The following is a 24,720-nucleotide window of genomic DNA, read 5'->3' on the forward strand; positions in this document are numbered from 1 at the left end:
TGGCCGGGACCGTAGAGCCGTTTGATCTCGCCGTCGCACGCGTCCTTGCACAAGGCGAGATAGTCCTCGAGCGGGTTCGGCACGGTCGGCACCGAGCGCGCGTCAGGCAGGGTGGAAGTCATGTAGTGCTGGTGGCGCGGGCAGAACGAGCCTTTCTTCTAGTCCCGGCAGCAGGACTTGTAGTTCCGGTAGCAGGAGTCTGTTCTTTGCGGAGAAGGACGAGCCCGCCTTTATCCTTGACCCGTGTCGCATAGCTGATGCGGACCAGGAGTTTGATCTTGTTTTTCTGTTCGCCGACGACCTGTTCGCCGACGACCTCCAGGCTGGGCGGGATGCTGACCGCAAGGTCCACCGCCTCTTCACCCGGTGACGCTTCTGCCGCGCCTCCGTGCGCGATTCGCCGGCGCCGTCCGAGCAGCCACCCCCAGACGTCGTCTCCAGATATCAGCTTCTCCACCCGGTGCAGCGAGTTGATATTCGCTGCGGGCAACAGCACCGCGGTGCCCGGGCTGGCGGTCCCGCTGATCAATCCGCTGACGTTCTTGAGCCCCTCGGTGTTGGTGAGGAGACACGACGGAGCACGGTAGCCGTGCTTCTCGACAGCCGCCCGGGCTTCGATGAGCGCATCCAGGAGATCCTCGAACTCCGGGGTCGCAGGGATCTTCTTCTCAGTTGCTGCAGCTAGCGCCGGGACTACGGCATTGTCGACTTGCGCCGCGAGTTTGACGGTACCTTCGATCACCTTCGCCAGCACGGCGTCGGGCATCGGCGAGATCGCCTCGGCCAGAGTCACGAAGACCTCGACAGTCTTCGGTTCGAGGTTCACGAACTCCGGGTCGGTCAAGCTGTCGTTGGGTACCTCCGTCCGACTGGGGTCGCCGGTCTCCCAGTGTGGGATGGCTTGCCAGGCAACGCTGGTCTGCTCGAAGGTCTCTTTAACCTTCCGGTTGGCGAGGGCCAACCGCTCTGCACTCAGATACATGGCTGTGACTCCTCAAATGTCGGTCAAATCATGGCAGACAAGATCAACGTGCGCGCCCCCCTTCGCCGTAGTTTTTCCAAACTCGAGTAGTGCACTACTTATGCAGCAGCACTACCTCCTGACCGGGGGACATCTCGCCGCGAGCCACCGCGTCGCAGTGCGCCAGGTGCAGTGGTGCGACGGGGTCGTCGGGCAGCAACTGGCGGCACCGTTCGAAGGCGGCGCGTGCCTGGTCGACGTCGCCGGCGTCGAACAGCGCGAAGGCCTCGTCGAAGGCCGGCTGTGCGGAGCGCTTCGCGGCGCGGACTGGAGCCGAATCCTCGTTGTAGACTTCGTAAATCGTCACCGGGCGGCGCCGGTTGACCACCATGACCCGCTCCATTCGACGCACGTCGAACTGCTCGGTATCAACAAGGCCGGCATAGGTCGCATCGGAGATCAGCAAAGCGGAGCCGTAGCGCTTGTTGGTGCTCTCGATGCGCGCGGCCAGGTTCACCGCATCGCCAATCACGGTGAGTACCATGCGGTTCACCCCACCCACGAGCCCAACCCCGACGGCACCGGTGTTGATGCCGATTCCGGCCCGCAGTTCCTCGGAGCCTGCCGCCATCCGCTCCCGGTTGTGCTCGCGCAAGGAGCGCAGCATGGCAGATCCGGCCCGAACGGCGTCCGGCTCCGATTCGAAGACGCCGACGATCTCGTCGCCGCGTACGTCCTGAATTATGCCGTTGTAGCTGATGATCGGGAGTTCGACTGCCCGCAGAAAGCCCATCGCCAAGTTGCTCGCCTCAGCGACGTTCATGTCCTCGAGCATGGTCGTGTAGCCGCGGATATCGCTGATGAGCACCGTCATCTTCCGTTCGACCCGGTAGCCGCTGCGGACCCGGCGAAGATCGTCGATGTCGAGGATGCGCAGCAGTTCGTTGGGCACGAATCTCGATTGCACGTCCATCAGGGACTGTCGGTGCTCGTCGGCGGCCCGTAGGCGTGCCTCGAGCTGGAAGTTCCACAGCGGCGCGGCGGCCTGGGCGCACAGGAAGGCGACGGCCTCCTCGTGGTCGGCGCCGAAGTTGCGGCCGGACTTGTCCTGCTCGGCGTAGATCACGCCGATTGTCTTGTCCTGCACCCTGATCGGAACGGCCAGGATGGACGGCGCCTGATGCGTTGCGGCGACGACGACCGACGCGCCACCGTCCAGCACGCGACGCACGATATCCCTGTCATAGGCCACTTCTGTCCACGGCCCCTCCACAATGGAAATGCGGCCATGATCCTGGATGGCCCGGACCGACAGACTCTCCGCCTCGCCGGTCAGGAGCAGGACGCGACCGGCTCCCACGGTGTCCGCGACCGAGCCCAGAATGATGTTGGCCAAGCCTTCCTGGTCCGGAGCCCCCGAGAGCGCTCGCAGGAACTGATGTGCGCCGACCGGGTCGATCCCAGCCGAACCCGCCTTCAGGTCGCGTCGGAGTAGCCAGGGGTTTTCCTTCGCCAGCCAGTCCGTGCGCACCGCCACACCCAAATTCAGCCAGCGCTGGTACGCCGACCGGAGCATGTGTTCGCGAAGTGTCGCGCGCCCGGTGTCGGCATAGAGCGCGGCGGCCTCCTCGTGGGCAAACGCACTGATCATCCCGAGCTGGCTTTCCTCGGCGAGTTCGATCGCCCGGTGCAGGTAGCGCTCCGCCTTGGCGTGTTGCTCGCGCGCTCGCGCCCACGCACCCTGGATCAATGCGTGTGGTGCCGCGTAGTTTTCCGGTGCGCCCGCCGCCCACTTGCGATGCAATGCCAGCGTCTGGTGCACGAAGCGGACGGTCGAGCGGTCCCGCGGTGCGCACCGCATCATGCTGAGGGCACCCATCATGTAGATGAGTTGTGAGACGATGCTGCCGGCCATACCGCCGATGTGCTCGATCGTCTCCGGCGTGGCGGCGAATGCCCCGGCGTAGTCGCCGCACCAGAAGTGCAGGCCCTGCTTCCCGGCAGCTGCTGCGCTCAGGGCCACCTCGTCGCCCTGGCGACGGGCCGCCGGCAGCACGTCGCGCTCGTCATATCCGCTCTCGCCGGCCAGGAGCAAGGGGTTCGAGCTGCGGCCCATCAGGTTGAGGCAATACTGATGCGTGCCCCGGCACAGAGTGCTGGGCACGGGCTGGGAACGGATGTAGGGGATGAGGGCGCTGGCGAGGGCGTCGACCTCTGCGACCGGGCGGCCGACCCAGAGTGACTGGGCGAGCAGGACAGCGACCAGGAATCCGGCGTACTCCTGGTCGCCCTGGTTGAGGGCCTCCTCGACGGCGTCACGCAGTTGGCTCAGCCCGTCGCGGAGGGGATGCCGCCAGTGGCGGATGAAGTTGAGGTGCATGAACACCGTCTCCGGCCGGGCCTCCCGGCACTCCGCGCGCTCGGTGAGCAGCATGGCGGCCTCTCCGAAGCGCTGGCTGCCCTCATGATCGCCGAGCATGACGAGCAGCAGCCCGTAACCGGCGAGTACCAGCGGCGACGACGGTGTGTGGCCGTGGGTCAGCGTGAGGTCGAGTTGCTTTCGTACCAACAGGGGAAAGAGGTTGGGGCGCACTTGGTACGACAAGTTGCGCAGTTCGACAAGAATCCGGTGGATCTCGATGACGCGCAGGTCATCGGAGTGCGGCAGGCGCAGCAGCCGCTCGGTGCTCCAGCGGCGCATGGTCAGCCGCATCCGGACGATCGCGTTGCCCATCCGAGGCTTGCCCGCGGCAATCGGCAGCCTTTCACCGAGCTCGTCGAGCGCGAGCAGCCCGATGTCCATCGCCTCCTGGAGACGGCCCTGTGCGACTCGCCCCTTGAGCCGTAGGTAAGCGAGTCGCGCGCGGTCCGCGGGCTCGTGCAGGGTCTCGTCTGCTTCGTCGAGCAGCGCATATAGCGCGGCTACGTCACCCACCACCAGTGCGGCATCCGCGGCGTCGAGTTGCAGCTCCCGGGTCATCGGGAATTGAGTGGACCAACGCTGCTCGCCGAGCAGGTCCAGAGCGTTTCGGCAGTGGTCGAGCGCCAACGGGAACGAGGCCCGCGCCCTGGCCTTCCGCGCCGCCCGCCGCAGCACCTCGACGAACCGGATGCGCTCCGCTTCGTCAGCGAGCCCACGTCCGCCGGTGCCGACATGGCGCGCGGCCTCGAACAACCGGTCGTCTCCCTGCTCGACCAGCCGCCGACCGATCCGCAGGTGTGTCTCGCGCTTGGCGCCGTCAGCCAGGTAGCCCCGCGCCACCTCGGCCACCCGGTCGTGGCTGAAGCGGTACCGGGCGTCGCGACTGATCGCGTTGGCGATCCGCCGGCCGCCGCTGTCGACGGCTTCGAGCAGACGAAGCTCGAGGCACGCCCAGAGCGCCTGGGCCACCACGTCGGGCGGCTGCGCGGCCGCGGCCGTGGCGTCGTCCAGGTCGAACTCGCCACCGATGCACGACAGCGAACTCAGCACCGCCCGGTGGTCGGGACGCAACTGGTCGAGGTAGTGGCCGAGGAACTCCGCGGTGGTTGCCGTGACCTCGATCGACGCGAGGACGCGCAGGTCCCAACTGGGGCGTCCACCCGGGCCGACCGGGATGAGCGCGCCTTCCCGCTGGGCACGGTAAAGCAGCTGACGGACCTGCAGCGGATTGCCACCGGTTCGGTGGTGGAATTCGGCGGCCACGTCGCCCAGCTCCAGGCCCCGGCCGGCCACCGCGGCGAGCAGTTCCTCGACGTCCTCGCGGGCCAGCGGCCCGAGCTCGATGTTGCGCAGGCCCTCGGACGTGAGTCCGGCTGAGCCCGGGTCGAATTCGCCCGCGCGATGCGCACCGAGGACCAATACGTTGCGCAGCGATACCGTCAACAGCTCGGACAAGAACAGCAGCGTGTCTCGATCAGCCCACTGTAGGTCGTCGATCGCCAGCACCACCGGCCGATAGGACGCGGTATCAGACAGCAACCGGATGACGGCATGGTGCAGCCGTCGCCGAGCATCCGCCGCATCGAGGTCCGCCACCTGCGACGTCTCGCCGAGCACGCGCGCCAGGTCGGGCACGAGCTCGCCGAGGAGGCCGGACAGCGACGACGTCTCGGCGACGAGGTCCGCACGCCAACGATCGCGTTCAGCGGGTCCGGTGGCCTCCATGGTGCGGACCAGCGAGCTGAGCGCATCGCCCAACGCCGAGTACGGTGCGGGCGCGCCGTCCCTGGACCTCCCGTAGGCGAACACGCAGTCGCGCCCGGACACCTCGGCCCCGAAGGCCTGAATGAGCGTCGACTTGCCAACTCCCGACACCCCGCTGAGCAGGATGCATCCTCCGCCGGTGCGGCCCGCCGCGTCCACTGCGGCTCGGAGTTCGGTCAGCTGCTGCCGTCGGTCGACCACACGGCCGTCGAAGTCGAGCACCGGAGCGGTCACGGCGCCGAGCACACCACGGTGGGCGCCGTCGGCCGGACGGCGCTGCAAGGGGAGCGCAATGTGGAGCGCATCTGCAAGCCGAGTTCCCCTCTGCCGGAACTGTCGACCCATCGTAGTGACCGTTGGTGGCGCGGGAGGGCAGACGTGCGCGTTCGCCGCAGTTTCTCAGCAACTACGGAGGTTGGCGGCGCTTGACTAGTTACGGCGCGTTTGCGATGTCCAGGTCTGGCCGTCGAAGTACCGCATCAACGTCGCGTCGTTTTGATCCGGATACCAGCCGGGCGCCATACCGGTTTCCGGCCAGGAGCCGGCCGAATCCTGCCCGAACCGCGAAGCCCGCTGCCGTCTTCTGCGCGCCAGGTAAAGCAAGACCACCATGACGCCGACCAGGAGAAGCAGACTCCACCAGCTGAAATTGCCGCCACCGCCGTGGCCGCCATGCCACCCCCTCGCCAGCAGCATCACGTGACCTCCGTGCTTCGAAAGCGGCCTGTCCTCCCGACGGAACCGATAGCCATGATCCTGACGCCGGCGTCGTTTCCCGTCAACAGGCGCGTGAATAGGGACTGTCGGCGTTTGCTGGCCGACGCCTCCGACGGTTGGCCGTCAGTGGATGCGGGCGCTACCGCCGAGGCCGACCTCGAGCACACTGCCGGTGATGACCCCGGGATCGGTGACCAGGTAGACGACTCCGCGGCTGACGTCCTCGGGTTGCAGCCACGGTTGAGGTATCGGGTTGGCCCGCATCATGCGCCGCACCAGGTCGTCGGGAATGTCGTCACCGCCGGTGGGCTGCACCATCGGCGTCTGTGTGGTGGTCGGACAGATGACGTTGACGGTGACGCCCTCTTTGGCGACTTCCAGGGCCACCGACTTGGCCAGCCCGATGATCCCCCATTTGGTGGCGTTGTAGGCGGCCAGATCCGGGATGCCCATCCGACCGCCCATCGAGGAGGTCACCACGATCCGGCCGAAGCGCTGCCGCCGCATCACCGGTATGGCCGCCCGCAGGGTGTGAAACACGCCGCTGAGGTTGGTGTCCACCAACTGCCGCCAAACCTGATCGCTGACCTCCTCCAGCGGTCCGGTGCTGACGATGCCGGCGTTGGCCACGACGACGTCGAGGCTGCCCAGGTCTTTCACCGTCTGCTCGACCGCGGCGCCGACCTGCGCCGGGTCGCGCACGTCGACCGCCAGCGGCAGGCAGCGCCGACCCAGCTCCTCGACGAGCTTGGCGGTCTCCCGTAGGTCGTCCTCGGTACCGAGCGGGTAGGTCAGATCCGTCATCGGTCCGGGCGCGTCGGCCGCGACGATGTCGGCGCCCTCGGCCGCCAATGCCAATGCATGTGCGCGTCCCTGGCCTCGAGCACCTCCGGTGATCAAGGCGACGCGTCCGTCCAACGCACCCATAGCCGGCCACGTTAGTCGAGGGTGTGGGTCAATGGGTTTCGCGGATGAGGTCGGCCGCCTTCTCGCCCACCATGACGGCGGGGGCGTGGGTGTTGCCGTGCGGGATCACCGGAAACACGCTCGCGTCGGCTACCCGAAGACCGTCCACGCCGTACACCCGAAGCTCGGGGTCGACGACGCCGTCCGCCTCCGAGCCGATCCGGGCGGTGCACGACGGGTGATAGGTGTGCTCTACCTCGCGCCGGACCTGCTGCGCGATCTGGGCACGACTGCGGGCGGACTCGCCAGGATGAATCTCGCGACCGGTGAGGCCCCGCAGCGGCGCCGCTCCCGCAACCTCGCGCATCCGCTCGATGGCGTCCACCATGGCGTCCATGTCGGCGCGCTCGGAGAAGTAGTTGTACGTCGTGGCGACTTGGGCTTTCGGGTCGGCGCTGCGCAGCCGCACGGCGCCTTCGCTGAGCGAACCGACCAGAGAGAGCGCAAATGTGTAGGCCGCGTGGTTGTGGGTGCTCTGCCCGTGGTTTTGGAAATAGCCCGGCGCACCGATCAGCTGCATCGACGGTGCGGCGTCGCCGGTGCGGGTGTGGAAGAACGCGCCTGCCTCGGCGATGTTGGAGGTGAGCAACCCCCGGCTGCGGACGAAGTAGTCGAGCATCTGCCGTGGCGACTGGGCGTCGTCAAGGGTCCCACGCGCGGCTGTCTCGAAGTTCATCGTGTAGAGCGGGTGGTCCATCAGGTGCCCACCGACGTGGGGGTTGTCGACGATCGCGGCGATCTGGTGCTCGGCCAGATGCTCGGCCGGCCCGATGCCGGACAGCATCAGCAGTTGCGGTGTGTTCAACGCACCCGCCGACAGAACGACCTCCCGTTCGGCGCGCAAGAACTCGCGGTTACCGTTCCGCTCGACGTCGACACCGACCGCGCGTCCCTTCGAGATCCGGACCCCGAGGACATGCGTGTCGGTTAGAACGGTGAAGTTGGGCCGCCTGCGGGCAGGCGTCACGAAGCCGTCGGCGGTCGTCCAACGGCGGCCACGCCGCTGACTGACTTGGTATAGACCGGCCCCGAGCTGCTCTGCGCCGTTGAAGTCGTCATTGCGCTCGACGCCGGTGGCAACCAACGCGTCGACTATCGAGCGGCTCAGATCGTTCGGCGAACGAGGGTCCTCGATGTGCAGCGGTCCCGAGCCACCGTGGTAGGTGCTCTCGCCGCGCGAGTTGGTCTCCGATCGGCGAAACAGCGGCAACACCTCGTCGTAAGACCATCCGGTGGCCCCGTCCTTGGCCCAGGAGTCGAAGTCGGCCCGGTTGCCGCGGATGTAGATCATCGCGTTCATCGCGCTACAGCCACCCAGCATCTTGGCACGCGGGTGGTACAGCGAGCGGCCCTCCAGAAACGGCTCCGGCTCGGTGTAGAGCTCCCAGTCCAGTGCTGTCTTGAACTGCTTCGGGAACGCCGCCGGCATCTGCACGTTGAGGTGCCTGTGTGAGCCGCCGGCTTCGATGAGCAGGACGCGAACGGAGGCGTCCTCGGACAGTCGGTTGGCGACGACGGCTCCCGCAGAGCCCGCGCCGACCACGATGTAATGGTATGAACTCATCGCTAGTTCCTCTCCGTTTCAGCGTGCCGTAACGGTCGCATCCGGTAGCCGGCGGCGCTTCGTATCGGGGATACAAGACTTCGCCGGGAGTTGGTATCTCCGCGCCATCTCCGCAGCGGATCGGGTTCGCGAGCGCCCGGACCCGTGTGCTCAATCCGTCAGTGCTGCAAGAACTTTCGGTCGATCTCAGATGTTCAGGACGGACTTGCCGTACCACTGGCACAGCAGTAGCGCCATTTCGACGTCGAGCCGATCGTCGTCAATCGGGCGGCCACGTCTGGCAACAGCCCGGCCGACACGGTATCTCACCGTGTTGAAGTGCAGGGTGAGTTCCTCGGCGGCCAGTTTGTAACTGGACCCGCACCGCAGGAACACCCGCAGTGTCTCCCGCAGCCGCGCGTCGTTCTCGTTGTCGCCGGCCAGATCTCCGAGTATGTCGGCAACCCAGTCGCGCGCTTTGCCGATGTCTCCGGTCAACAACGCGGCCATCGACACTCCCGGGTCGCCGGCGGCGAGGACGGTAGGACCGGGCTCGCTACAGGCGAGCGCGACCGAACGCGCCAGCTGCGCCTGGTCATGGGAACGGCGGAAACCGTCGATGCCCGCCGCTGTCGTCCCGATACCGATGTTGGGACAGTCAGAACGCGCCGACGCGAAGGCACGAATCTTCTGCACCGCATCGCTCGGGGGCGATTTATACGGCAACCAGCCCCATCCGGTCATTCGGTTCTCGGCAACGAACAGGGGACTCGCCGCCGCGCCCGCGGCTTGCCCAAGTTCGGCAAGGAAGCGCTGCAAGCGCGGTAGTTCGTCGCCGTCTGCCTGCGCATCGGGATACCAGACGAGTAGTGCAAGGTGGTGCCAGCGAAGCGGGTAGCGAATCGACGCTGTTGCGGCGTCGACGTCGATGACCTTCTTTGCGGCCAGCAGTTCCCGGACTCGAACGGCGCGAATGCTGTTCTGGCCCTCGAGCCAACGCTCCCGCTCCTCCTCGTACGCGGCAATGACCTGTTGCGATATCCGGTCGACGTAGGCAAAGAGAGTGGCGGTGAATTGCTGCAAGACGACAACCCGGGCCGCTGACGGCATATCGGTCATCCCAACGGTGTCGAAAACGTGTTCGCTCACGCGGCTCTGCCCGAGGCGGTAGGAGCGCACCAGCGCGTTCACCGTGACATCTTGTCGTGCCAGCCGCCGGGCGTGTTCCAGCGCGGCGCTTGGCGCCTCGACACTTTCCACCGCAATATGGTGGCGCAGAGCCCTCAGCACGGTGCCGATGTTGCCTTCGGCGCTCGCCCGGAACAGCTCCGCCGTGAGGGCGTCCGCGGCTAGCTGCGGCATGGCGTCCTGGATGTAAAGCATGACGTCCGAAGCCAATTCGGGCAGGCGCTCGCTCATCCGAGTAGCAATCTCGGTGATGCAGCCGGCGCTGTCGAATTCCGGGTCCAAATCGGCATCGGATTTAGCGTCGCGACGAAGTGCCGTCACCCCTTTGACGATATATTCCTTCGCCGCGTCCGGGATACCGATTGGTGGATCACCGGTCCTGGTGCAAGGTGGCCGGCACCAATTGGCACCGACAAATCGTGGCTCGCCGAACATTGACCGTCCGCCGCCCAACACCGAAGATGTGGGCTGGCAGAACAGCAAAAACCAGGAACGGCGTCTTGACGAGGGCGTCAATGTGCGCCGTTTCGATTGGTGACAACAGCCGGAGGCGGCTCCCTATGATCCCTTTGTCGGACGGCATCACGGCCCGCCGATTTCCGGTCGTCAACGTCGCGCTGATCGTCGCCAACTTCGCGGTCTTCCTGTTCTACGAGCTGCCGAACGGGGATGCGGCGGTCAACCAGGGCTCGTTCTACCCGTGCGACGTCAACGGCACCTGCCACCTGGGGCTGCCCTGGGGGGTCGGCTGGATCACGGCCATGTTCATGCACGGCGGCTGGGATCACATCCTGGGCAACATGCTCTTCCTGGCGATCTTCGGCAAGAACGTCGAGGACGCGTTCGGGCGGGTCGGCTATCTGCTTTTCTACTTCGTCGGTGGATTCGCGGCCGACATGCTGCAAACGGCGATGACCCTGCTCTTCGGCACGACATCCGACGCGCAGGTTCCGACGTTGGGCGCCAGCGGGGCGATCGCCGCGGTGCTGGGCGCCTACTTCGTCCTCTATCCGAGGTCGCATGTTCTCACCGTGGTGGGGTGGTTCCCGATCGAAATCCCGGCGTGGGTCTACCTCGGCGGCTGGTTCCTGCTCCAATTCTTCGAGGGCAACGCCTCGCTGATACACCCGTCGGCCAACGGTGGCAGTGGCGTCGCATTCTTCGCCCACGTCGGCGGATTCCTGTTCGGTGTCGCGATCGCGTGGGTCCTCAGCTCGACCGGACGAGTCGCGGCTCAGCAGGAGTGACCCGGGCCGGCACAGGATCTCGTGACAGCCTGTGCGCCGCGCACAACCGCGAGTACCCTGAGCGCTATTCGAGGGAGACCGAATGAGCACCCAGGCGCTCGCGCGGATGGCCGAGGCGTTCAACCGCACTCGCGACAAATTCATTGCGACCACGCTCGCCGAACTCGCCCACGAAGTGCCTGCCCTCGATGACCATTCCACTCGGCGACTGCTGACCGCGAGCGCGACCGAGAATGTGGTGCTTGTTGTCGACGTGCTCTCCAACGGTATCGACCCGAACACCGTCGCGCCGCCGGGCAGCGCGGTGGCTTACGCGCAACGGGCAGCGCAACATGGCATTCCGCTAGCGGCGATCCTGCGCGCGTATCGCTTCGGCCAAATGCGCTTGCTCAACGCATGTTTCGCCGAACTGCCGGCGATGTCGGCGGCGGAGACGGCGGCCACCCTGATCGAAGCGATCAATGTCAGCAACGTACTGCACGACCAATTGACCGAGCAGATCGCGGTTATCTACCAGGAAGAGTCGGCGAGACGCGCCCGCGACGAGGAGGCCGTCCGCCAACAGTGGATCACCCGGTTGCTCAACGAGCCCAACCCGGACGTCGCGCAGGCCGAATCGGCGCTGGGGTACCGGGTTACCGGCAAGCACGTGGCAGTCGAGGCGTGGACCGCTGACGCGCCCGAAGCGCTGAGCCGGCTGCTACCGGTGCTGCGGCGGGCCGTGCCCGCCATCGAGGAGGTGCTGGTCGCCGCCGGCGAACTGCAGCAGCGGGTGTGGCTGCGGGTCCACACGATCGGCGCGATCGACACCGAGCAGCTTGACAAGAAACTGAACCGGACCGGGCTCCGCCTCGCCATCGGCCGCCCCGGTGAGGGTCTGGACGGCTTTCGTGCTGCGGCTCACACCGCGGCCCGGGTCAAGAAGCTCGCCCTGTCGGCGCCGCACTCGCCGAGGGTTGTGAGCTTCGACGACATCGCACCGGTCGCGCTGCTGTCCGATGACCCATCGGCATTGTCGGCGTTCGTCGCCGCGACGCTGGGCGGGCTGGCCAGCACCGATCCACGGTGCCAACTACTGCGCGAAACCATGCGGATCTTTCTCGCCACGAACCGCAGCTACGCCGACACGGCGAATCGAATGGTGTTTCACCGCAACACAATTTATCTACGCGTGCAACAGGCCACCGAGCAGTACGGTCTGCGGCTGGACCAGGACACCCTGGATGTTCAACTGGCCCTGGCGATCTGCCACTGGTACGGGGACGCGGTGCTGCGCGAGGTGACCTGATTCACACCTGATCCTCAGGTGTGCGCAGCGCACAGGAGACGGCGCGAACTCTGGTCGCTGCACCCATGGCTCGAACCTTCCGTGGCCCATACCGTCTTAGGCAACCCAAACTTCGAAAGGCTCCCCTCCATCATGACCAGTGCAATTGCCGTTCCGGCCGCCGGGGAAAAGCGGCCGCTCACCGACAGATTCCGTCTCGACAACAAGGTGGTTGTCATCACCGGGGCGTCCTCCGGTCTCGGCGTGGCGTTCGCCGAGGCATGCGCCGACGCCGGCGCCGACGTTGTGGTGGCCGCCCGGCGCGCCCACTTGCTGCAAGGCACACTCGACAAGGTGACCGAAGCCGGTCGCACTGGACTCGCGGTCACCGCCGACGTGTCCGACGCCGACGATTGCCGAAAGGTGGTCGACGCGGCGGTAGACAGGTTCGGGCGCATCGACGTTCTGATCAACAACGCCGGTATCGAAGATCACGCCCCGGCGTCGCGCCTGCCGCTGGCCGAATTCGAAAACGTTATCGCGGTGAACCTTACGGCGTGCTTCTCGATGGCGCAGGCCGCCGCGACCGCCATGGAGCCGGGCTCGTCGATCGTCAACGTGGCCAGCATCATGGCGCACACCACAATCGACGCACCGACCACGGCGTACACGACGTCGAAAGCCGGTCTCATCGGGCTCACCCGCTCGCTCGCACGACAGTGGTCCGGGCGCAAAGGGATTCGGGTCAACGCACTGCTTCCCGGCTTCTTCCCGTCCGAGATGACCGACGCGATGCCCCACGAGCTCGTCGGGCACCGGCTCGTCATGGGCCGCTTCGGCGATCCGGCTGAACTCGCTGCCGCGATGGTCTTCCTGGCGTCCGATGCCAGCAGCTACATGACCGGCAGCGAGCTGGTCGTCGACGGCGGATTCCTGTTGTCCTGAGCGCCCCGACTCGAGAGTAGAAAGACCATGTCCCCCAACCAGATTGCCGGCAGCGCCGACCGCATCTTCGCCACCGTCGTCAACGGCATCGAGGTGGCCAGGTACGGCGGCCTGAAGACCGAACAGAACCCGGCTCCCCACGACGTCGTCGCGCACGAACCCGTATATCGGCTGCGGCACTACTTCGCCGATTCGGCGCCGTCGCTTCCACCGGTGCTGCTCGTCCCGCCGCTGTCGCAGGTCGCTGAGGTGTGGGACATTTCGCCGGACACCAGCGCGGTCAGGATGCTGCGCGCGCAGGGCCTCGACCCGTGGGTGATCGACTTCGGTGACCCGGGCGTGGAGCCCGGCGGCAACGAGCGCACGTTCAGCGACCACGTCCTGGCGGTGGTGGACGCTGCGCAGCAGATACATCAGACGACCGGCCGTGAGGTGCACCTGGTCGGCTACTCGCAGGGCGGCATCTTCTGCTACACGGCGGCGGCCTATCTGGCCGGCTCGGCTGTGGCAAGCGTGGTGGCGCTGGGCAGCCCGCTGACAACGCTGGACATCGACCGGGTCATCCCGCCGGGGTTGTTCTGGGACCTCGTCGGCATCGAAAGCAGGATCGTCGGCAAGACCGGTCTGCCCAAGTGGTTCGTCCGGCAGATGTTCAACTGGACCAGCCCGCAACGCAACATCCGCAACGACATCGAATTCCTGCTCGCGCTGCACGACCGGGAGTCGCTGCTGCCGCGGGAACCGCAGCGCAAGTTCCTCAAGCGCGGCGCATGGATCAGCTGGTCGGGACCCGCCTTGGTGGAGCTGCTGGAAATCATGGAAGACAACCGCCTCGTCGAGGGCGGCGTGGTGATCGGTGAGCGCACCGTCGGTTTCGCCGACATCACCTGCCCGGTACTGGTCTTCATGGGTGAGGCAGACGTTCTGGCGCCCTCCGCAACGGTGCGGGCCGTCGGTCATGCCGCTCCCAATGCCGAGATCTACGAATGTGTCCTGCCGGTAGGGCATTTCGGGCTTCCGGTCAGCTCCCACGCGAAACGGAAGACCTGGCCCGGAATCGCGGCGTGGGCACGCTGGATCGACGGCGACGGCGAGCTACCCGACTATGTGCACGAACTGACCATCGTCGATGCGCCGGAGAATGCCGCACCCCGCGGCAACGTCGCCAGCCTGACCTACGGCGCCGGCATGGTCGCCGAGGCCGGGCTGAAGCTGCCGGGAGCCGTGACCCGCACCGGTAAAGGCATCGCGGCCAACGTTGTCGGCCTGTCCCGCGAGGCTGCGGCTCAGGCGCCTCGCCTGCTGCGTCTCGAATCGATGACACCGCACACCAAGATCTCCTACGGAGCGTTGTTGGACGACCTGGCGAACTCGCAACCCGAACGGACCACGTTCCTGTTCGCTGATCGGGCATACACGCATGCAGAATCCAAGCGGCGCATAGACAGCGTGGTCCGCGGACTGATATCTGCCGGTGTCCGCAGGGGCGAACGCGTGGGTGTCCTGATGAACACCCGCCCGAGCGCGCTGGTCACCATCGCGGCGCTGAATCGGATTGGCGCGGTGGCGGTCATGCACCGTCCGGGCGAAGACCTCCGCGAAGAGGTGCGGCTGGCGAAAGTCACCAAGATCGTCGCCGATCCCGAGCACGCCGACGTCGCCGTCGCCGCGGCGTTGCCCGTGCTGATCCTTGGTGCCGCCCATGAAGAACGTCAGATCCCAGCTGGCGCAGTCGATTTGGAGCGGGTTGACCCCGACTCGGTGCGGCTGCCGGCCTGGTACCGAGCCAATCCCGGGCGCGCCGACGACATCGCGTTCGTCTTGTTCCGCGGCACCGGCAATCAAACGCGGGCGGACCTGATCACCAATGGGCGGTGGGCGACCTCCGCGTTGGCGGCCTCGTCGGCGTGCTCGCTGAGCCGCGGCGACACGCTCTACTCCAACAGCCCGCTGCACCATCCGAGCGGCCTGCTGCTCTCGACCGCTGCGGCGACCGCGTCGGGCTGCCGCCTGGCCCTGGCCCGCGAGTTCGATCCCGACACCTTCTGGTCGGAGGTGCGCCGGTATCGGGCCACGGTGGTGACCTACACCCGCGACATGCTGGCGCCGCTGGTGGACGCCCCCGAACAGAAGCGGAACAGCCACCCGATCCGCCTCTTTGTCGGCTCGGCGATGTCCACTGACCTGTGGCGGCGACTGAACGCCCGGTTCGGCGATGTAAGCGTGCTGGAGATGTATGCATCCACGCGATCCGACGCGATCCTCGGCAACGTGAGCGGCCGCAAGATCGGGTCGGTGGGAAGGCCGCTACCCGGAACGCCGCGGGTGTGCGTCGTCGCGATGCACGACGGCCAGATCAGCACCGGAGAAGACGGCTACGCGCTGCGCGCAAGTCCAGGCGACGTCGGCCAGCTGCTGGTCGACGCATCCGGGAAAGTGTTCGCCGGCAATGACATTCCGCTACGGGGTGTTTTCCGCCGGGACGATTCCTGGATGGTCACCGGTGACCTGTTCCGCGTCGACAAAGACGGAGACTTCTGGTTCGTCGAGTCGATGCCCGATCCGGCCCGAGACTCCGACAGCGCGAATCGGCACGCGGTGTGATCCGCTATCCGAGGAACGGTGATTGGGGACGCGTTTACGTCCAGGGCCCCGGATAGTGGCCGTCCTGGTCCTGCACCATGATGATTTCCTTGCACTCCCCGCCGGCCGGCGGCTCGCCGCGGCATACCAATGTCCATCCGGATATCCGGCCAAAAGGCCGGGCGGACCAGTTCGTCGCAATCTGATTTGCGGCGGGCAGGGCGATTACCGAAAGTGACCCGCCGGAGTAGGTGACGTACATGCGGTCGCCGAAGAACGCCAGATTGGAAATCGACATATTGGTCGCTTCCTCTCTGTTCTTCAGCAAATCCCATTGTCGGGTGCGCAGGTTCCATACCCCGAAGCCAAACTGTGAATTATCCGAAGCGCGCGCATCGACAAACAATTTTCCGTCCGACAATGTCGCCATCAGTCCGCTGCCCGAAATTCTGTCCGAATCGCCGACTTTGATGACAGATTTGGTGTTCAAATCGTAAAACATCGTCGACGCGGCCGAGGGGTTGCCGGAATCCTGCCGGGTGATCTTCACCAGCTTGTCCGGGCCGTCGACCAACTCGGCGTCGACGCTCTTTATATCGTTGTCCTGGTAAATCGGTTCGCCCGTCGGCAGTCGCAGCTCCGCTCCGGACGTCTTACCGGGTGTCGTATTACGTTGGAATGAAAGAATATCCTGAAATGCATGCGCGGGCTCCGGGTCGCTCCACACCATTGCGAGGTCGGTGTTGGAAAGAACAGCGGTCCGCGGCGGCGACGCGGTGCCGTGCCCGCCGGTGAAGGCGTTCACCCAGGCCACACCGGCTGCCGTCGGGGCGAGCCGCCATTCTTGCGTCGTCGCCAACTTCAGGTCCGGAGTGGGTGGTAGCAATTCCAGTGTCTTCAGCGGCTGGTTCGATTTGAGATCGAACAGATAGGCGGTCGTCTTGGTAACGTCGGGTTCGGGCGCGTGCCCCGGCGTGAGCGTCGTAACCAGATAGACAACCTTCATGTCGTCGACCGTGTTCGACAGCGCACACATGGCGCCGGTTATATTCTCGCCGGCCGGCACCGTAGGGACGGCGGGTGATGCGAATTGTCCTGTCTTGATATCAAATACCTTGGGACGGATATCGTCGAGCACCGTTTTGCTGGATGAGAAGTCTTGGGGGCAGCCGAAGTAGACCGTGCCGCCGTAGGTTTTCCAATCTTTGGCCAGCGGGCTGGTTTCGGGAGCCGGCGGGGCAACCGTGCGGGCGGCGGTTGGCGGACTCGAGGTGGATGTCTTGGCCTCGGGCGGGGGCGCACTCGTCGCCGAACAAGAGGCGACGACTAAACACGCCGGCAGGAATGCGGCGAGTTTTCGTTTGGACATACGCGGCCGTCTATTCACACTAATCAGCGATCCCCCCGCCAAGTCCTGTGCACAACGAGCGTAGAGCCGTTCGATGCGTACTGCGACTCGAGGTGTCGCCACGGGCTGGTGAAAACGGCGTTCGAGCCCAGTACCCACGTCGTGGTAAACCGAAACCCATGACTGGTCTCGCCGAACAAACGCGCTGGATGGACGCCACAGACCAAGCGAAGCTGGTCGCCGAGGGCGAGGTCAAGCCGACCGAGCTGCTGGAGGCGGCGATCGAGCGGATCGAGCGATGGAATCCGTCGCTGAATGCCGTGGTCATCGAGTGGTTCGAACACGCCCGCTCGGTGGCCGCCGATCCCGGGCTGCCCCGCGGACCGTTCCACGGCGTCCCGTTTCTGCTCAAGGACCTCTACACGAGTTTCGCTGGTCAGACCCTGTCGAACGGCAACATCGCGCTGAAAGAGGCAGGCAAGATCGACACGTCCGACACCACGTTGGTGGCCCGGTTCAAAGCGGCCGGGCTGGTCATCGCCGGGCGGACGAACAGCCCCGAGATGGGCAGCCTGCCGACCACGCAGCCGCTGGCCTGGGGACCGACCCGCAACCCGTGGGCGCTGGAGCGCACATCGGGTGGGTCGAGTGGCGGCGCCGCCGCAGCGGTGGCCGTCGGGATGGTTCCGTTCGCCAACGCCTCGGACGGGGGCGGCAGCATCCGTATCCCCGCATCCTGCTGCGGGCTGGTGGGGCTCAAGCCGAGTCAGGGCCGGATCACGGTCGGGCCGAAGCGCGCCGAAGTGGGACTCGGGGTCGAGCTTGGCGTCAGCCGCACGGTCCGCGACACCGCAGCTTTGCTTGACGCGGTCGGCGGTCCCGGGGTTGGCGACTCGGTGATCGCCCCGGCGCCGCAGCGACCGTATGCCGAAGAGGTCGGCGCCGACCCGGGCCGGTTGCGCATCGGGCTGCTCGATGTCCACCCGCGCGGCGGCTTCCTGCACGAGGACTGCGTCTCGGTCGTGCGCGCCGCGGCGTCGGCGCTGGAGGGCCTCGGGCACATCGTCGAGCCGGCGTGGCCGGCGCCTTTGGCAGATGAGACGCTGGCCTACAAGTTCATGGCCCTGTGGGCGACGCAGTTGGCGATGGCGGCGCGCGCGTTCAGCGAGACGCTCGGGCGGGAGGTGACCGCCGACGACATCGAGCCGGTGAACTGGGTGCTCATCGAGCGGGCGCAGCAGGTGAGCGCCGTCGACTACGCCGCGGCGCAGGAGGCGGTGTACACGTTCCGGCGCGCGCTGCAGCAGTGGTGGGCCGACGGCTGGGACCTGCTGCTCACGCCGACGGTCTCCGAACCACCTTTGGCCCTGGCGGAATTCGAGAATGATCCAGCGCACCCGACGGCTCCGATGCGCCGCGGGGGAGAGTTCGCCGCCTTCACACCGCCGTTCAACATGAGCGGGCAGCCGGCGATCAGCCTGCCGTTGCATCGCAACGCCGAGGGGCTGCCGATCGGCATCCAGCTGGCCGCCGGCTATGGCCGCGAGGACATCCTGATAAGGGTTGCCGCCCAACTGGAATCGGCTCATCCGTGGCTGGCTCATCACCCGTCGTTGCCATAGCTCGCGCCACTGAGCCGCCGGAGAGGAGCCGTCGATGCCCGAGGCGAAATCCAGTTCGCCCGGCGGTCGCTACCTGGTCAGTGTCGATCCTTTTGAGGCCGGCCCGTATCGGTGGGTCGAGACGCCCGAACTCCTCGACACGGCCGTCGGGCGCGTGCTGCTGGCGTTGAAAGATCCCTACTGGCACCTGGATTCCGCGGACTGGCAGGGCGAATCCGAGGTGGCCTTGCACCTGCGTCACTATCCCGATGGGCAGACCTGCGTCGTGGCAATCGACTGCGTGCGGCTGACGGCCTGCATCGACGGAACCGATCCGGGTCGGCTGGGGCACCTCGGCGATTCACTGCAGCGGGTCCTCTAGTCAGACGACTTCCACAGTCTGTAGGCGGCGGGCAGGCAGACCGCACAGGGTCGATAGCCCGCCGAGACGGCGGTTTGTTCGTCGGTGAAGAACACCCGGTTGGCGACATAGCCGCCGGCGGCGAGGGCCCGCAGGGCGGCGTGGCAGTCCAGCCGCCAGTACAGCTTGCCCGCGCGGTGTCCGCCCAGCGTGCCTGGCCTGATGCTGGGGTACGGCCGACCGTCGGCGTCAAGCAGTGTGTAGACCCTGGCCGGCGGACTCATGCTGCGTCGTGGAAAACCAGGCCCAGCGTGAACCGAACACCGGACCGAATCGTCGAAACCCCGTGCCGGACCGGGGCCGCGGACCATCCCCGGCGGGAGGGCACCGGACGGTCCCGCGTGGTGAATACCAGCCCGTGCCGGTGCGGGATCGTCATGGCGCTGCCGCGCGATTGGGCGCGTGGGCGCTGCTCGTAGAGCAGGAATTCCCCGCCGGTGTGGTCGACGCCCGGGTCGTTCAAGTTGACGACGACCTGCAATGGAAATACGCACTCGCCGTAGAGGTCTCGGTGCAGGGCGTTCCAGTCGCCGGCGCCATATCTCAGCAGGATTGCCGTCGACTTGCGCTGCCCCGCCGCGTGACACATCCGCAGCCAGTCGTCCAGGCTGTCGGGCCACGGCGATTCGCGGCCCAGCTTGGTCCACCAATCGCGGGCGATCGGCAGCAGCTTGGGGTAGAGCGCCTGTTTGAGAGCCACGACGGCCTCGGGGTACGGCTCGCCGAAGTAGCGGTATTCGCCCGCGCCGAACCGGTACCGGCCCATGTCGACCGTCGCGCGGAAGCGCGCGTCGTCGGAGTAGAGCGCTGCGATCTCAGTCGCTTCGGTCGCGGACAGCAGCGGCCCGGTCAATGCGCAGCCCACGCTGTCCAGACCGTCGCGGACGCTGCTCCAGTCGGTCGCCTGGACCCGGTCGCGCCACGGGTTGGCACTCATGCCGCGGCCTCGAGCGCGAGCAGGATGCGCTTGGCCTCGACACCGCCGAGGTAGCCGCCCATCGCTCCGTCACTGCGAATCACTCGATGGCACGGCACCACAACCGGCAACGGGTTGGCGGCGCACGCGCTGCCGACGGCGCGGACGGCCTTGGGGTTGCCGGCCAGTTTCGCCACCGCGGCGTAGCTGGCGGTGTGCCCGTACCCGATCTCCGGCAGATGCCGCAGCACGACGTTGCGGAACCCGGCAGACAGCCGCCAGTCCAGAACCAAGTCGAAATCCCTTCGGGCGCCGGCGAAATACTCGTCGAGCTCCCGAGCGGCAGCATCGAGGCGGGCGGGTGCGAGCAGGATGCGGGGGCTGACCGTGTCGGCCAGCTTTTGCAGGACGGAGTCGTGCCCCTCGCGGGCGTAGGCGACGCGGACGAGGCCGAGTTCGGTGGCGGCAACCAGCAGCGGCCCGACGGGGCTGTCGACAATTCGGTAGGCAACATCGAGGATGCCGTCGCGCTGCGCCCCGGCCGTGAGGCGGGTCCGCAGCTCGCTCAATTTGTCAGCGGTGCCGCCGGTGATCCGCGCCAGGTCGCGCGCGAGGTCGTCACTCACGGGCCTTCTCCTTTCCCAGGTGTGTCGATACGGCTGCGTCTCAGGGCGGCGATGCCGTCGGCGGCCGAGCGCCGGGCGGCGGCGGTGCTGCAGCCCAGGATCGCGGCGACGTCGGCGTAGGGGAGGTCGGCGAGGTAGTGATAGGCCACCGCTTGCTTTTGTTTGTTCGGTAGCCGATCCAGCGCCTCAGCAAGGTCGTCGTCGCGTTCGTGGTTTGAGGCGCTTGGTGCGTCCGGCACGGTGTCCGTCGGGATGGCGCGTCGTACCCGCGCGCGGGTGATGTCGATGGCCTTTCGGTGCGCGATGGTGACCAGCCAGGCCTCGACGTTGGCATCGGCGGGAAGATCCGGGTACGCCTTCAGCGCGGACAGAAACGTCTCCGACCATGCGTCGTCGGCGTCCACCGGCCCGACGACGGCCCGGCACACCCGCAACACCGTCGGGCCGTGGTTCAAGACCACAGCCTCGAAGGGCTGTTTGACTGCCACGCTCTGCAGACGCTAACCGTGAGCGGCGATCAAAACACCCTGGAATGGGATCCCGTCGGATCGACTGATGTGGTCACGCTCCAGGTCCAGTAGATGCCGCTTGCGCGCCATACCGCCGGCGTAGCCGGTCAGCTTGCCGTTCCGTCCCACCACGCGATGGCACGGGACGACGATCGACAACGGGTTGCGCCCGACGGCCGCACCGACCTGCTGGGCGGTGAATCCGCCGCCGATCTGGGTGGCGAGTTCTCCGTATGTCGTCGTATCGCCATAGGGAATCTGCGCGATCAACCCCCACACCGTCATCTGGAACGAATTGCCATGCGGATTGAGCCGCAGCGTGAATTGCCGGCGCTCGCCGGCCAGATACTCGGTCAGCTGTTGGGTGGTCGCGTCGAATCCGTCGTCGCGCCGGGGACCGAATGCCGCCGGGTCCGGCCGGTACCAGTGATGAGGAAAGTAGATGCCGCGTAGCCCGTCAGCGTCGCGTACCACCGTGAGTTCGCCCAGGTCCGTCGGGACGGCGGAATGCCACGTGCGCGCGGGTGGATGATCTGACATAGCTGAATCCCTTCCTAGTGCTTACATATGGAAGACGCTCAAGAAGGCAGTTATGTGAGCTACCGGTTCCTTATCGCGTCTGCTCGCGCAGCCGGCGGGGCTCGAGCCGAATCACGGCCGGTCCGGGGCGCGCTGAGGCGGGGCTCGGGTCGAGCTGTGCCGACGGCGCCGATGCGGCGCGGCGGAGAGTTCGCTGCCTGTAGCTTGCTGTGTTGGAACGGATTTCGCCAACGATAACCCGATACGCGTTCAGACCAACGCGAGTAATCCTTTCGTTCTGGACCCGACGCGAGTAGTGTCAAAGCATCGGCGGTATCTCGTGCGCCACCTTCGTGGTGTCGTTGCCGATTCGAATCGATGTAATCGCATCAGGCGGCAGCTCGTGAACGGGCGGCGCCGTCGGTGGCTCCGGATCAGCGTCGGTCGGGAAGGGTTGGTCTGTGCGACTTCCTGGCAACCCGCCGCCGTCGAAACTACACGTTAGGTAGTCGGCAATGACAAGTGACGACCCAGCCTTCAAGGGATTCAGCGATTTCGGGATTGACGAGACGCCGGCCGAAGGCCCGGTCTCGCGCCGCCTGCTGCGGCGGCGCGAGGACCACGATAATGCCGCCGCCGCGGGGCCCACCACCACGGCTTCGCGCGCAGCACGGCCTCGAGCGTGGTCGCACACGCTGTGGTCGAACTCGAGACTCAACTGACCGAGCTGAAAAGACAACTGAGACAAGCAGTATGACCATCCCATTGTCGACACAGCTTATCCTGCGACATCCCGTTACCGCAGCCTGCCTGCTGGCACAAGGGATTTCCACCGGCGACGCGAGGCCGCACTGATGGTTACCCGGTTGTCTAAGGCGGATGCGATGCGGATGCTCCTCGAGAATTCGGCAATCCCGGCGCACACTGTCTCGGTGATTGTCATCGAGCCGTCAGATCGGCTCAGCCATCAGCGGATACACCGGATGCTGGGTTCGTCGCTGCCGCAACTGGCGCGCTTCCGAAGCAGGCTGGTAGGCAAGCCGCTAGGAATGGGTCAGCCCTTGTGGGCTCAGATCGACGACTACGACCCGGCGTCCCAAATTCATAGCGCAACCATCGACGCCCCTGGCGGCCCGCGCGAGTTCGACGACTTCATCGCACAGCTGAGCACCAGACCCTACGGTCGCCCCGAAACACTCTGGGAAGCATGGAGCATCGACGGCCTGACGGGCGGTCATTGGGCTGTGGCGGTGAAGATGTCGCCTGCACTGGACGACGGCGGCGTCGGCGCAGTGTCGATGTGGTCGCGGCTTTTGCGGTCCGGTTCACCCGACGACCCGGCCAAAGGTCAACTCACACAGCCGAGCTTGGGTACGCTGCGTCCACGCGAACTCGTCATAGACACGATGACCGAACTTGTCGAGAACTACGTCAGCGGCCTTTGGTTGGCAGTCGCGGCGCTTTCTGATCTGCTGCAGGTCGGGCACCGTCAATGGCGTGGTACGAGCGAACCCGACCCGACGCCCGCAGCCGTGTCGTCGATGAGCGGGCCAGTGCCGCACAATGTGTTCAACGCACCGCTGACCGAGCGGCGGGCAGTGGCCTTCGCCTCGATCTCGCTGGCTGACTTAAGGGCGGTTAGTTACGCATTCGGGGGCACCGTCACCAATGTTCTCCTGGCCTCCTGCACAATGTCGTTGCGCGCCTGGCTACAACGCCACGACAACGTACCCGACCATCCGCTACTGATTCAGATGCCGTTCGCGCTGTCGCGGTCCAATTCGATTACCTTTGGCGATCCGTTGGGCTCTATGGGAATTCGCATCCCGGTGCAGCTCGACGACCCGGTGCAGGTGCTCACCAATCTGCACACCGCGGCTGAATGTCTGAACATCGCGCGTACGCACGACTGTGAAAAGGACTGTCCAAGTTTTGATTTGACACACATCGCGGCTCTGCTTCCACCGGCCGTCGTCCGGGCAGGTATAAGGCTGTACGCCGCATCCGGAATCCGGCAACGGCATCGAGCAAGCTGCCACGGTACCCTATCGTTTGTTTCCGGTCAGCCGGCGCCTGCGTACTGCGGCGGAGCCAAAGTTGTGGGTATGCACACCGTGGCGCCATTGAGAGAAGGCTGCGGGTTGGGTATCACGCTGACTGCGCGCGGCGACGCGATGGATGTGAGCGTGTGCGTGTGCCCCGATAACGTGCCCGCCGTAGGTGAGATCGCAACGGGCATGGCTGAATCCGTCGATATGTTATTGGCGGCCGCGGAAAAATCGCCCCGCGGACAGGGCCGATCAGTCGTCACGCGGATGACGTCACATGTCCCCCGAGGTTCGCGCAGCTGGCATCCGTGACAGCGGTGCATTGGTGATGTTCGGTGGCTGATCAGGCTGATGAACGGGTCGGGGCCACGTCCTTTAGCGGCCCTGTAGCGCGCGCTAGGCGTGCAATAAGCAGTCGGTCGCCGAGTCGTTGTTTGGGGCCGCCGCAGTCATCATGATGTCGTGTGCGCGGTCTGGGTCGGTGTCAGCAGGCACGACTAACAGGACTACCTTGGCGCGGTTGAGTCCGAGTACTTCGACGGTGTTGATCGGCTGTCGGTGGTAGCCGCAGAGCCGGACAACTCTTCCACCGATCGATAGTTTCGCAGGTGCACTCGCCCATTCGTCGAGGTTGTATATCACCCGATCGACATGACCGAGTCGTACCGATAGCACCGCCAGCAGGTCTGGAAGTTCAACCGGAAGGCCATCACTGTGCGGCCACCAGGCGCCGTCGACATATCCGCTAACGGGTGCCTTGGGCTTTAGACGCAACCGCGGCGTGTTCTCGGGCGGTAGGTGCTTGGAACGAACTGCGCTTCGGGCTCGGGTTCGCGTCATGAGACGCTCCTGTCTGCGGCCGCGAAGCGGCCGGATTAGTTAAATCGGCGATGACACGATCTCAAACGGTTGTGTGCGACATACCACCGATGTCGCCGATACTACTCGCACCCGGCAGTTGAGGGAGGAGTCGACCAGGGGTCACACTCGGCCACCGTGTCGTGTGGCTGGCCGGCAGCGTTTCGCCCCACCCGGGACATGTTGCAGCTCAAGTTTTTCCACCACCCGGCTATGTAGTTGTGCTAGACCGGTCCACGATCGTGGTCACCTGGATCGCGCTATCCTCGGC

At 66.0% G+C, this 24,720-nt stretch carries 21 protein-coding genes; 8 read left to right on the forward strand and 13 right to left on the reverse strand.

Annotation, left to right across the window (positions count from 1 at the left end; genetic code table 11):
- Nucleotides 1–118 precede the first annotated feature (118 nt).
- The 6 genes from VML93_RS07335 to VML93_RS07360 form a co-directional block, all read right to left on the reverse strand.
- Entirely contained in the window at nt 119–982 is an 864-nt protein-coding gene (locus VML93_RS07335; protein WP_325609164.1) for a hypothetical protein, read from the reverse strand.
- Nucleotides 983–1,076: 94 nt separating this feature from the next.
- Complete coding sequence (locus tag VML93_RS07340) at nt 1,077–5,369, reverse strand: AAA family ATPase (protein ID WP_325609229.1); 4,293 nt, start codon at nt 5,367–5,369, stop codon at nt 1,077–1,079.
- 207 nt (nt 5,370–5,576) lie between these two features.
- On the reverse strand, nt 5,577–5,843 hold the full coding sequence (locus tag VML93_RS07345; RefSeq protein ID WP_325609166.1) for a DUF2510 domain-containing protein: 267 nt from the start codon (nt 5,841–5,843) through the stop codon (nt 5,577–5,579).
- A gap of 144 nt (nt 5,844–5,987) precedes the next feature.
- Nucleotides 5,988–6,791 (reverse strand): mycofactocin-coupled SDR family oxidoreductase, encoded by an 804-nt coding sequence (locus VML93_RS07350; RefSeq protein WP_325609168.1) that lies wholly within the window; start codon nt 6,789–6,791, stop codon nt 5,988–5,990.
- A gap of 28 nt (nt 6,792–6,819) precedes the next feature.
- The gene (locus tag VML93_RS07355; protein WP_325609170.1) at nt 6,820–8,394 is read right to left on the reverse strand and encodes a GMC family oxidoreductase; all 1,575 of its coding nucleotides are present in this window, start codon (nt 8,392–8,394) and stop codon (nt 6,820–6,822) included.
- A 186-nt stretch (nt 8,395–8,580) separates the two neighbouring features.
- Entirely contained in the window at nt 8,581–9,882 is a 1,302-nt protein-coding gene (locus VML93_RS07360; protein ID WP_325609172.1) for a PucR family transcriptional regulator, read from the reverse strand.
- Between the two features lie 239 nt (nt 9,883–10,121).
- On the opposite strand from VML93_RS07360, the gene VML93_RS07365 reads away from it, so the two are divergent.
- From VML93_RS07365 to VML93_RS07380, 4 genes are all read left to right on the forward strand, one after another.
- Nucleotides 10,122–10,808, forward strand: coding sequence for a rhomboid family intramembrane serine protease (locus VML93_RS07365; RefSeq protein WP_325609174.1), 687 nt, complete (start codon nt 10,122–10,124; stop codon nt 10,806–10,808).
- Between the two features lie 82 nt (nt 10,809–10,890).
- Nucleotides 10,891–12,096 carry a PucR family transcriptional regulator gene (locus VML93_RS07370; RefSeq protein ID WP_325609176.1) on the forward strand — a complete coding sequence of 402 codons (1,206 nt, stop codon included), beginning with the start codon at nt 10,891–10,893 and terminating at the stop codon, nt 12,094–12,096.
- A 132-nt stretch (nt 12,097–12,228) separates the two neighbouring features.
- Nucleotides 12,229–13,020 carry an SDR family NAD(P)-dependent oxidoreductase gene (locus VML93_RS07375; protein WP_325609178.1) on the forward strand — a complete coding sequence of 264 codons (792 nt, stop codon included), beginning with the start codon at nt 12,229–12,231 and terminating at the stop codon, nt 13,018–13,020.
- A 27-nt stretch (nt 13,021–13,047) separates the two neighbouring features.
- On the forward strand, nt 13,048–15,624 hold the full coding sequence (locus tag VML93_RS07380) for an alpha/beta fold hydrolase (protein ID WP_325609180.1): 2,577 nt from the start codon (nt 13,048–13,050) through the stop codon (nt 15,622–15,624).
- A gap of 34 nt (nt 15,625–15,658) precedes the next feature.
- On the opposite strand, the gene VML93_RS07385 is transcribed toward VML93_RS07380, so the two are convergent.
- A complete protein-coding gene (locus VML93_RS07385; RefSeq protein ID WP_325609182.1) occupies nt 15,659–16,972 on the reverse strand; it encodes a hypothetical protein in 1,314 nt (437 codons plus the stop codon).
- A 158-nt stretch (nt 16,973–17,130) separates the two neighbouring features.
- On the opposite strand from VML93_RS07385, the gene VML93_RS07390 reads away from it, so the two are divergent.
- Nucleotides 17,131–18,573: an amidase gene (locus VML93_RS07390; protein ID WP_325609184.1), complete on the forward strand. Its 1,443-nt coding sequence runs from the start codon at nt 17,131–17,133 to the stop codon at nt 18,571–18,573.
- A 34-nt stretch (nt 18,574–18,607) separates the two neighbouring features.
- The gene (locus tag VML93_RS07395) at nt 18,608–18,934 is read left to right on the forward strand and encodes a hypothetical protein (protein ID WP_325609186.1); all 327 of its coding nucleotides are present in this window, start codon (nt 18,608–18,610) and stop codon (nt 18,932–18,934) included.
- Here the strand turns inward: VML93_RS07395 and VML93_RS07400 are convergent.
- From VML93_RS07400 to VML93_RS07420, 5 genes are read right to left on the reverse strand one after another with little or no spacing between them, the layout of a single operon-like run.
- Entirely contained in the window at nt 18,931–19,197 is a 267-nt protein-coding gene (locus VML93_RS07400) for an Ada metal-binding domain-containing protein (protein ID WP_325609188.1), read from the reverse strand. The genes VML93_RS07395 and VML93_RS07400 overlap by 4 nt on opposite strands.
- Nucleotides 19,194–19,910, reverse strand: a complete 717-nt coding sequence (locus tag VML93_RS07405; protein WP_325609190.1) for a 2OG-Fe(II) oxygenase — start codon at nt 19,908–19,910, stop codon at nt 19,194–19,196. The genes VML93_RS07400 and VML93_RS07405 overlap by 4 nt, the downstream gene beginning before the upstream one ends.
- Entirely contained in the window at nt 19,907–20,515 is a 609-nt protein-coding gene (locus VML93_RS07410) for a methylated-DNA--[protein]-cysteine S-methyltransferase (protein WP_325609192.1), read from the reverse strand. The genes VML93_RS07405 and VML93_RS07410 overlap by 4 nt, the downstream gene beginning before the upstream one ends.
- Nucleotides 20,512–21,003 carry an RNA polymerase sigma factor gene (locus VML93_RS07415; RefSeq protein WP_325609194.1) on the reverse strand — a complete coding sequence of 164 codons (492 nt, stop codon included), beginning with the start codon at nt 21,001–21,003 and terminating at the stop codon, nt 20,512–20,514. The genes VML93_RS07410 and VML93_RS07415 overlap by 4 nt, the downstream gene beginning before the upstream one ends.
- Nucleotides 21,004–21,015: 12 nt before the next feature.
- Nucleotides 21,016–21,564 carry a methylated-DNA--[protein]-cysteine S-methyltransferase gene (locus VML93_RS07420; RefSeq protein WP_325609196.1) on the reverse strand — a complete coding sequence of 183 codons (549 nt, stop codon included), beginning with the start codon at nt 21,562–21,564 and terminating at the stop codon, nt 21,016–21,018.
- Nucleotides 21,565–22,058: 494 nt separating this feature from the next.
- Between VML93_RS07420 and VML93_RS07425 the strand changes: the two genes are divergently transcribed.
- A complete protein-coding gene (locus tag VML93_RS07425) occupies nt 22,059–22,265 on the forward strand; it encodes a hypothetical protein (protein ID WP_325609197.1) in 207 nt (68 codons plus the stop codon).
- 132 nt (nt 22,266–22,397) lie between these two features.
- Nucleotides 22,398–23,903 (forward strand): wax ester/triacylglycerol synthase domain-containing protein, encoded by a 1,506-nt coding sequence (locus VML93_RS07430; protein ID WP_325609199.1) that lies wholly within the window; start codon nt 22,398–22,400, stop codon nt 23,901–23,903.
- A gap of 84 nt (nt 23,904–23,987) precedes the next feature.
- Here the strand turns inward: VML93_RS07430 and VML93_RS07435 are convergent, their stop codons facing one another.
- The gene (locus VML93_RS07435; RefSeq protein ID WP_325609201.1) at nt 23,988–24,431 is read right to left on the reverse strand and encodes a DUF5994 family protein; all 444 of its coding nucleotides are present in this window, start codon (nt 24,429–24,431) and stop codon (nt 23,988–23,990) included.
- Nucleotides 24,432–24,720: the final 289 nt, after the last annotated feature.

Origin of the sequence: Mycobacterium sp., assembly GCF_035499775.1 — a bacterium.
Taxonomy (GTDB): domain Bacteria; phylum Actinomycetota; class Actinomycetes; order Mycobacteriales; family Mycobacteriaceae; genus Mycobacterium.

Coding starts and splice junctions, on each gene's coding strand:
- VML93_RS07335 (WP_325609164.1), bottom strand. CDS start 982: ATGTATCTGAGTGCAGAGCGGTTGGCCCTCGCCAACCGGAAGGTTAAA.
- VML93_RS07345 (WP_325609166.1), bottom strand. CDS start 5,843: ATGCTGCTGGCGAGGGGGTGGCATGGCGGCCACGGCGGTGGCGGCAAT.
- VML93_RS07350 (WP_325609168.1), bottom strand. CDS start 6,791: ATGGGTGCGTTGGACGGACGCGTCGCCTTGATCACCGGAGGTGCTCGA.
- VML93_RS07355 (WP_325609170.1), bottom strand. CDS start 8,394: ATGAGTTCATACCATTACATCGTGGTCGGCGCGGGCTCTGCGGGAGCC.
- VML93_RS07365 (WP_325609174.1), top strand. CDS start 10,122: ATGATCCCTTTGTCGGACGGCATCACGGCCCGCCGATTTCCGGTCGTC.
- VML93_RS07370 (WP_325609176.1), top strand. CDS start 10,891: ATGAGCACCCAGGCGCTCGCGCGGATGGCCGAGGCGTTCAACCGCACT.
- VML93_RS07375 (WP_325609178.1), top strand. CDS start 12,229: ATGACCAGTGCAATTGCCGTTCCGGCCGCCGGGGAAAAGCGGCCGCTC.
- VML93_RS07380 (WP_325609180.1), top strand. CDS start 13,048: ATGTCCCCCAACCAGATTGCCGGCAGCGCCGACCGCATCTTCGCCACC.
- VML93_RS07385 (WP_325609182.1), bottom strand. CDS start 16,972: ATGTCCAAACGAAAACTCGCCGCATTCCTGCCGGCGTGTTTAGTCGTC.
- VML93_RS07390 (WP_325609184.1), top strand. CDS start 17,131: ATGACTGGTCTCGCCGAACAAACGCGCTGGATGGACGCCACAGACCAA.
- VML93_RS07395 (WP_325609186.1), top strand. CDS start 18,608: ATGCCCGAGGCGAAATCCAGTTCGCCCGGCGGTCGCTACCTGGTCAGT.
- VML93_RS07400 (WP_325609188.1), bottom strand. CDS start 19,197: ATGAGTCCGCCGGCCAGGGTCTACACACTGCTTGACGCCGACGGTCGG.
- VML93_RS07405 (WP_325609190.1), bottom strand. CDS start 19,910: ATGAGTGCCAACCCGTGGCGCGACCGGGTCCAGGCGACCGACTGGAGC.
- VML93_RS07420 (WP_325609196.1), bottom strand. CDS start 21,564: ATGTCAGATCATCCACCCGCGCGCACGTGGCATTCCGCCGTCCCGACG.
- VML93_RS07425 (WP_325609197.1), top strand. CDS start 22,059: ATGACAAGTGACGACCCAGCCTTCAAGGGATTCAGCGATTTCGGGATT.
- VML93_RS07430 (WP_325609199.1), top strand. CDS start 22,398: ATGGTTACCCGGTTGTCTAAGGCGGATGCGATGCGGATGCTCCTCGAG.
- VML93_RS07435 (WP_325609201.1), bottom strand. CDS start 24,431: ATGACGCGAACCCGAGCCCGAAGCGCAGTTCGTTCCAAGCACCTACCG.